The organism is Bradyrhizobium sp. BR 10261 (assembly GCF_019455395.1).
Taxonomy (GTDB): Bacteria; Pseudomonadota; Alphaproteobacteria; order Rhizobiales; family Xanthobacteraceae; genus Bradyrhizobium; species Bradyrhizobium manausense.
Map to the genome: position 1 here is coordinate 255020 of NZ_JACOFQ010000008.1, position 6506 is coordinate 261525.

Annotated in this window: 7 protein-coding genes; 5 read left to right on the forward strand and 2 right to left on the reverse strand. The window is 64.7% G+C overall.

The window, feature by feature from the left end:
• Nucleotides 1-151 precede the first annotated feature (151 nt).
• The 5 genes from murI to HYH07_RS12215 all read left to right on the forward strand — a co-directional run bounded on the left by murI (nt 152) and on the right by HYH07_RS12215 (nt 4766).
• Nucleotides 152-949: a glutamate racemase gene (murI, locus tag HYH07_RS12195; RefSeq protein ID WP_220002712.1), complete on the forward strand. Its 798-nt coding sequence runs from the start codon at nt 152-154 to the stop codon at nt 947-949.
• Between the two features lie 60 nt (nt 950-1009).
• Nucleotides 1010-1783: an HpcH/HpaI aldolase/citrate lyase family protein gene (locus HYH07_RS12200; RefSeq protein ID WP_220002713.1), complete on the forward strand. Its 774-nt coding sequence runs from the start codon at nt 1010-1012 to the stop codon at nt 1781-1783.
• 160 nt (nt 1784-1943) lie between these two features.
• Nucleotides 1944-2711, forward strand: coding sequence for an acyltransferase (locus tag HYH07_RS12205; protein WP_220002726.1), 768 nt, complete (start codon nt 1944-1946; stop codon nt 2709-2711).
• A gap of 281 nt (nt 2712-2992) precedes the next feature.
• Nucleotides 2993-3610 (forward strand): 30S ribosomal protein S4, encoded by a 618-nt coding sequence (gene rpsD, locus HYH07_RS12210; protein WP_057747316.1) that lies wholly within the window; start codon nt 2993-2995, stop codon nt 3608-3610.
• Nucleotides 3611-3698: 88 nt separating this feature from the next.
• Nucleotides 3699-4766, forward strand: a complete 1068-nt coding sequence (locus HYH07_RS12215) for a low specificity L-threonine aldolase (RefSeq protein ID WP_220002714.1) — start codon at nt 3699-3701, stop codon at nt 4764-4766.
• Nucleotides 4767-4851: 85 nt separating this feature from the next.
• Here HYH07_RS12215 and HYH07_RS12220 read toward each other — a convergent pair whose 3' ends face one another.
• Together HYH07_RS12220 and HYH07_RS12225 are read right to left on the reverse strand one after the other, a co-directional pair.
• Entirely contained in the window at nt 4852-6135 is a 1284-nt protein-coding gene (locus tag HYH07_RS12220; protein ID WP_220002715.1) for a serine hydrolase, read from the reverse strand.
• Nucleotides 6136-6180: 45 nt separating this feature from the next.
• A partial coding sequence (locus HYH07_RS12225; RefSeq protein WP_220002716.1) for a macro domain-containing protein occupies nt 6181-6506 on the reverse strand: 326 nt, incomplete at its 5' end.

Consider the following 6506-nt stretch of genomic DNA (forward strand, 5'->3'; position numbering starts at 1 on the left):
TTACGGATATCCCAATCGCAGCGCAGCACGGCTGATAGCGGGTACAGGCGGCCAACGTGAAATTGAATCGCTCCAAACTGGGCGCCGGCCGCCGCCGCCGCAAAACCGCCCCAAAAACCGAATGGTAACCACGGGGTCTTAAGGTAGCGACGTGACCAATTCCCCGACGATCCTGGTATTCGATTCCGGTCTTGGAGGCCTCACCGTGCTACGCGAGGTCGTGGCGGCGCGACCGGATGCGCACTATACCTACGTCGCCGACGACGCCTTTTTCCCCTATGGCCATCACAGCGAGGACGAGATCATCGCCCGCGTCGTGCCGCTGATGGGGGAGCTGATTGCCACGCACAAGCCCGACCTGGTGGTGATCGCATGCAACACCATGTCCGTTTCGGTCATGAGCCATTTGCGCGCCGCTTATCGCGTGCCGTTCGTCGGCACGGTGCCGGCGATCAAGCCGGCCTGCGCGCAGTCGAAGACCCGCCGCGTCTCGGTGCTCGGTACGAAGGCGACCGTCAAACGCGAGTACACCCAAGCGCTGATCCGGGATCACAGCCAAGGCTGTGAGGTGACGCTGGTCGGTTCGCCCGAACTCGCCACGCTCGCCGAGGCTGCGCTCAGCGGCACCACAGTCGACGACCGCGACATTTTCGCTGAGCTGAAACCTTGCTTCGTCGGAAACCCCCAGGATACGACTGCGCGCACCGACACGATCGTGCTGGCCTGCACTCATTATCCGCTGCTGCTCGACCGGATGGAGCGGCTGGCGCCCTGGCCGGTCGAATGGATTGATCCGGCGCCTGCGATCGCCCGCCGCGTTTCCGACCTTCTCGGCCCGTACGGCTGCGGCATCGCGCAGACGGGCGCCGAGATGATTTTCACCTCGAACCGCGTGCATGGCCTTTCCGCCACGCTGACACCGTTCTTCGGCGGGCGCGCGGTCGCCTGACTTTGCGCCCCGGCGGCGTGCTGCTAGGCTTCGCATCGTTACCCACGCGCAGGTCTTCACATGTCGGTCCCCGCAAAACCGCTCAATCGCCTTCGCCAGATGTGGAGCGAAGGCCGCCCCGCCTTCGGCGCGATCGCAACGATCCCGAGCGTGCAGATGGTGCAGATCATGGCGCGCTCGCTCGACTGGATCATCGTTGATCTCGAGCACGGCCCGATCGGCCTCACCGAGGCGCATGCCATGATCGCCGCGACGACGGGCACGCCGTGCACGCCGCTGGTGCGGATCGCCGCGAACGAGCCGTGGCTTGCCAAAGCGCCGATGGACATCGGCGCGTTCGGGATCAATTTCCCGATGATCACCAATCGCGACGAGGCAGAGAAAGCGGTGCGCAGCGTGCGCTATCCGCCGCGCGGCGACCGGCTCTGGGGGCCGTTCCACGCGCCGTTCCGCTGGGGCCAGTCAATGCCTGACTACATGGCCTCAGCCGATGACGAGATGATCTGCATGATCACCATCGAGCATGTCGATGCCGTCAACCGCATCGACGAGATCATGGCGACACCAGGCATCGATGTCGCGGTGATCGGCCCCGGCGATCTTGCCACGTCCATCAACAAGCGTGGCCGGATGGACGATCCGGAATTGCTGGCGCTGATCGCGCGGGCCGAGGCCGGCATCCTCAAAAGCGGCGTGCCGATCGGCGGCGTGGCGCGCACCGCCGACCAGGCCAACCAGCTCATTGACCGCGGCTACCGCGCCATCGCACTCGGGTTCGACTGGTCGCTATTCCAGCGCGGCATCATGGCGGCGTTCGACGGAATCAGGCGCTGAACCGCCTGCCGCTTGCCGGAGCCCGGGGGGCCGTGCCAGACGGAACAATGCTCAAGAAATGCTCGTTCTCGCCTTCAGCCGTCGCGGCGTGCTAGAGCAGGCGGCGAGCGGCGCCCCCTCGCCGCCAGTCCCCTGTGAGTCCGCGGGAACCGAAGGAACGATGCGCGGTCAACCCAAGAACATTTCCCTGCCGCGTCGCCTGATCGTCGACCTGATGCACGCCTCGAGGGGCGTGCCGTTCGTGTCGCTCTCCCGCTCGCTCAATATTCGCCCCCTGCTGGAGGCCCGCGCGGGCGCGATGGCGCCGGCCGGCTGGGCGGCGATTTTCGTCAAGGCGTTCGCGCTCGTGGCAAGGGATGAGCCGGTGCTGCGCACCGTCTACGCCAAATGGCCCTGGCCGACGCTCTATGAGCTCCCCAATAGCGTGGCGTCGGTGGCGATTGCCCGGCGCGAGAATGGCGAGGAATGCGTCATGCCGCAGCGGATCGCGGCGCCAGAGGCGATGACGCTGGTAGCGATCGATACCGATATCCGGCGCGCCAAGACGGCCCCGGTCGCGGATATTCCCATGTTCCGTAAAGTCATGCGGGTCACCCGGCTACCGCTGCCGCTGCGGCGCCTGTTCTGGGCGGTGGGCCTGAATTTCGGCCGGCAGCGCGGCAATTGGTTCGGCAGCTTCGCGGTTAGCTCGGTGGCCGCCTATGGCGGCGGCGAGCTTCATCCCATCACACCCGGCCCGTTCATCGTCAGCTACGGCCTTGTCGAGCCGGACCAGACCATCCATGTCGTGATCCGCTGGGACCACCGGGTGACGGACGCTGCCCCTGTCGCCCGGGTCCTGACCCGGCTGGAACAGGTCCTGAACACTGAAATTGCTGCCGAATTGCGGGCGGTGGGCGCCAAGCCGATCCGGGCGGTCAGGACGTGACAGACCGTCGTTCCGGGGCGGCTCGCAGAGCCGAACCCGGAACCCCGAGTTTCCGGGTTCGATGCTTGCGCTTCGCCCTGGAATGACCGGCTAAAGAATTGACAGCGAACCCCAAAATCCCCTAAAAGCCGCCTGCTCGCGGGCCGGTTTCGGCCCGCGAAGCGTTTCGCGACCCGTGGTCTGGTCCCTTAAGCTTTGGGGATCGGACCTGTCGGTGCTGGGAATCATCCCGGCACACAGGAGGGCGCGTTTCCTCAAACCATGCAACCGAAGAGGACGCGATGACTAAGCGCAGTGAGGCGAAGTACAAGATTGATCGCCGTATGGGCCAGAACATCTGGGGCCGCCCGAAGAGCCCCGTGAACCGCCGCGAGTACGGCCCCGGCCAGCACGGCCAGCGCCGCAAGGGCAAGCTCTCGGACTTCGGCGTGCAGCTGCGCGCCAAGCAGAAGCTGAAGGGCTACTACGCCAACATCTCTGAGCGCCAGTTCCACGGCATCTATGTCGAGGCCAGCCGCCTTAAGGGCGACACCGGCGAGAACCTGATCGGCCTCCTGGAGCGTCGTCTCGACGCGGTCGTGTATCGCGCCAAGTTCGTCTCGACGATCTTCGCCGCGCGCCAGTTCATCAACCACGGCCACATCAAGGTGAACGGCCGCAAGGTCAACATCTCGAGCTACCAAGTCAAGGTCGGCGACGTCGTCGAGGTCAAGGAAGCCTCCAAGCAGCTCGCCCACGTTCTCGAAGCCAGCCAGCTCCCCGAGCGCGACACCCCCGACTATCTCGAAGTCGACCACGGCAAGATGACCGCAAAGTACGTGCGCATCCCCGCCCTCTCCGACGTGCCGTTCCCGGTGCAGATGGAGCCCCATCTGGTCGTCGAATTCTATTCGCGCTAAGATTTGAATGTCGAAAGGCCCCGGTTCGCCGGGGCCTTTTTGCTTAAGAGCCACATTTCAGTGGCCGCATCGCTTGAGGAGCCGTCGCATGCTCTACACCCCTCCCCCCGTCGATCCCAAGGCGCCGCCGGTGCGCATCAATCTGCTCTCGGACACGCAGACCAGGCCGACGGCTGCGATGCGCGAGGCGATGGCGCGGGCCGAGGTTGGCGACGAGCAGGTCGGCGACGATCCGACCGTGAATGCACTGTGCGAGCGCGTCGCCGCGCTGATGGGCAAGGAAGCGGCGGTCTACATGCCGTCAGGGACGATGTGCAACGTCACCGCGACGCTGGTGCATTGCCGGCCCGGCGACGAGATTTTGGCGCATGAGACCGCGCACATCATCGCCCGCGAAGGCGGCGCGCATGCCGCGATCGGCGGCTTCCAGGTCACACAGCTCAAGGGGCCCGACGGCCAGTTCACGCCGGAGACGTTCCGCAAAGCCCTGCATCCGCGCACGCGCTACCAGCCGACGCAGCGGGTCGTCAGCGTCGAGCAGACCGCCAATATCGGCGGCGGCACGATCTGGAAGAAGGCCGCGCTCGACGAGATCGTCGCGATCGCCAGGCAACATGGTCTCGTCACCCACATGGACGGCGCGCGCCTGCTGAACGCCACGGTCGCGAGCGGCATCTCGCCGCGCGACATGACCGCGGGCTGGGATTCGGCCTGGATCGATTTCTCCAAGGGCTTGGGCGCGCCGATCGGCGGCGTGCTCGCCGGCACCCGCGAATTCATCGACGCGGTCTGGCAGTGGAAGCAGCGCCTTGGCGGCTCGATGCGGCAGGCCGGAATCTGCGCGGCCGCCTGCATCTATGCGCTCGACCATCACGTCGAGCGTCTTGCCGACGACCACGCCAATGCGCGCGCGCTCGCGCGCGGCCTGTCGCAGATCGCGGGCATCGAGGTGCAGGAGCCCGAGACCAACCTCGTGTTCTTCAAGCCCGACGGCGCCGGCATCCCCGGCGACAAGATTGTCGCGGCCCTCAGGCAGCGCGGCGTGACGCTCGCGATGATGGACGGCCGCATCCGCGCCTGCACCCATCTCGACGTCAATGCGGCGATGATCGAGGAAGCCATTGGCTACGTGCGCGAGATCGTGCGCGCGGCGTGAGGCCTGGCCGTCACCGCCCCATCGCCCGATAGATCAGTGTCTTCAGAGAGCGAGCGCCGCGAGGAGCGCGCGGCGCGCCAACATGTCAGTTCTCCATGGCCTCATAGACCAAAAGCTTCAATGTCCGTTGGATACGCTGGCGCTCGGTCGGGGTCTGCTCCAGCAGCACAAAGAACATGTCCTGCTTGCGATCGATCACCAAATAGCAACCGCTGGCGCCGTCCCACTTCAACTCGCCGAGATCGCCGGGCGGCGGCGGCTTGGCATTACCGGGATCGGTGCGCACGGCAAACCCAAGTCCCATGCCAAAACCGTCACCGGGGAAATAGAAGTAGTCCCGCTCAACGCCGGAGTCCTTACCGGCATGGTCCGATGCCATCAGCTCGAACGTCTTCGGGCTGAGATAGGTCTTGCCCTCGAACGTTCCTCCATCGACCAGCATCTGCGCAAAGCGCGAAAAGTCCGCCATGGTCGAAACCATGCCGCCGCTGGCGGATTGCCACTTCTGGCGAACCTCAGTCCTGTACTCGCGGCCGACCCGGAAATTGCTGTCGGTCGGCAGCGGCTGGGCGAGCCGTTTCAGCCTCTCCGGTTCGGTGACGAAGAAGCCTGTATCGGTCATACCGAGCGGATCGAGCAGCTTTTCCTTCTCGAGTTCGAATAATTCCTTTCCGGACACGATCTCCATGATCCGCGCCAGAATGTCGGTGGAATGACCGTACTGCCAGAGCGCGCCGGGTTGATTGTGCAGCGGCAGCTTGGCGATCCGCTCGGCAAACTCGGCGAGATCGAATTCGCCCGCGTAGATGTTGGCGTCGCGATAGGCCTTGCGAACCAGACTGTCGCCGTAGAAGCCGTAGGTGATCCCCGAGGTATGGCGCATCAGGTCGAGAATGGTAATGGGCCGGGCCAGTGGTACCAGCTCGAGCGTCTTGGTGCCGTCCTCGGCCTTCTTCTCCTCACCGACCTTCACATTTGCAAAGGAGGGAATGTATTTCGAGACGGGATCGTCCAGCTTGATCTTTCCGTCCTGGATCAATTGCATCGCCACAACGGAGGTGATCACCTTGGTCAGCGACGACAGGCGGAAGATGGTCTTGTCGGTGATCGGCGCCTTGCTGACCACGTCCTGCACGCCGAAGGCTTCGTGATAGACCGGCTTGCCGTGCTGCTGGATCAGCACGGTCGCGCCGGCGATCTTGCCGGTCGCGACCTCGTTCTTGAAGAAGTCGCTGACCTTGGCGAGCTTGTCCTGATTGAAATGTGCGCCGGCCGGAATCTCGTAGGTGCCCTCCGCGCGCGCCGACATCGTCCCAAACGAGACAAGCGCACCGCAGGCCAATGCAAATCGTATAAACCGTGAAATCATATTCCCTCCCCGGAACATGGCTGGCGGAGTGTACCGACCCAATTGTCAGGCACAAGGGCTGCCGTGCCGGGCCAGGACGTCCGCATGCAGGGCGGCGCTTGCCTCCGAGAAGCAGCAGAATGTGACATGGCGGACCGATGGCGCGGCCGGCAGGGCTTCAATGGTCGTTTCGATCGCAATCTTCGCGGCCCGGTCGGCAGGAAAGCGGTAACTCCCGGTCGAAATCGCGGGGAAGGCCACCGACGACAGCTTGTGCTTGCCGCACAGCTCTATTGAGCGGCGATAGCAGGACGCGAGCAGATCGTCCTCACCTAGCGTACCACCGTTCCAGACCGGTCCCACGGTGTGGATCACGTGCGCGGCCTTGAGCC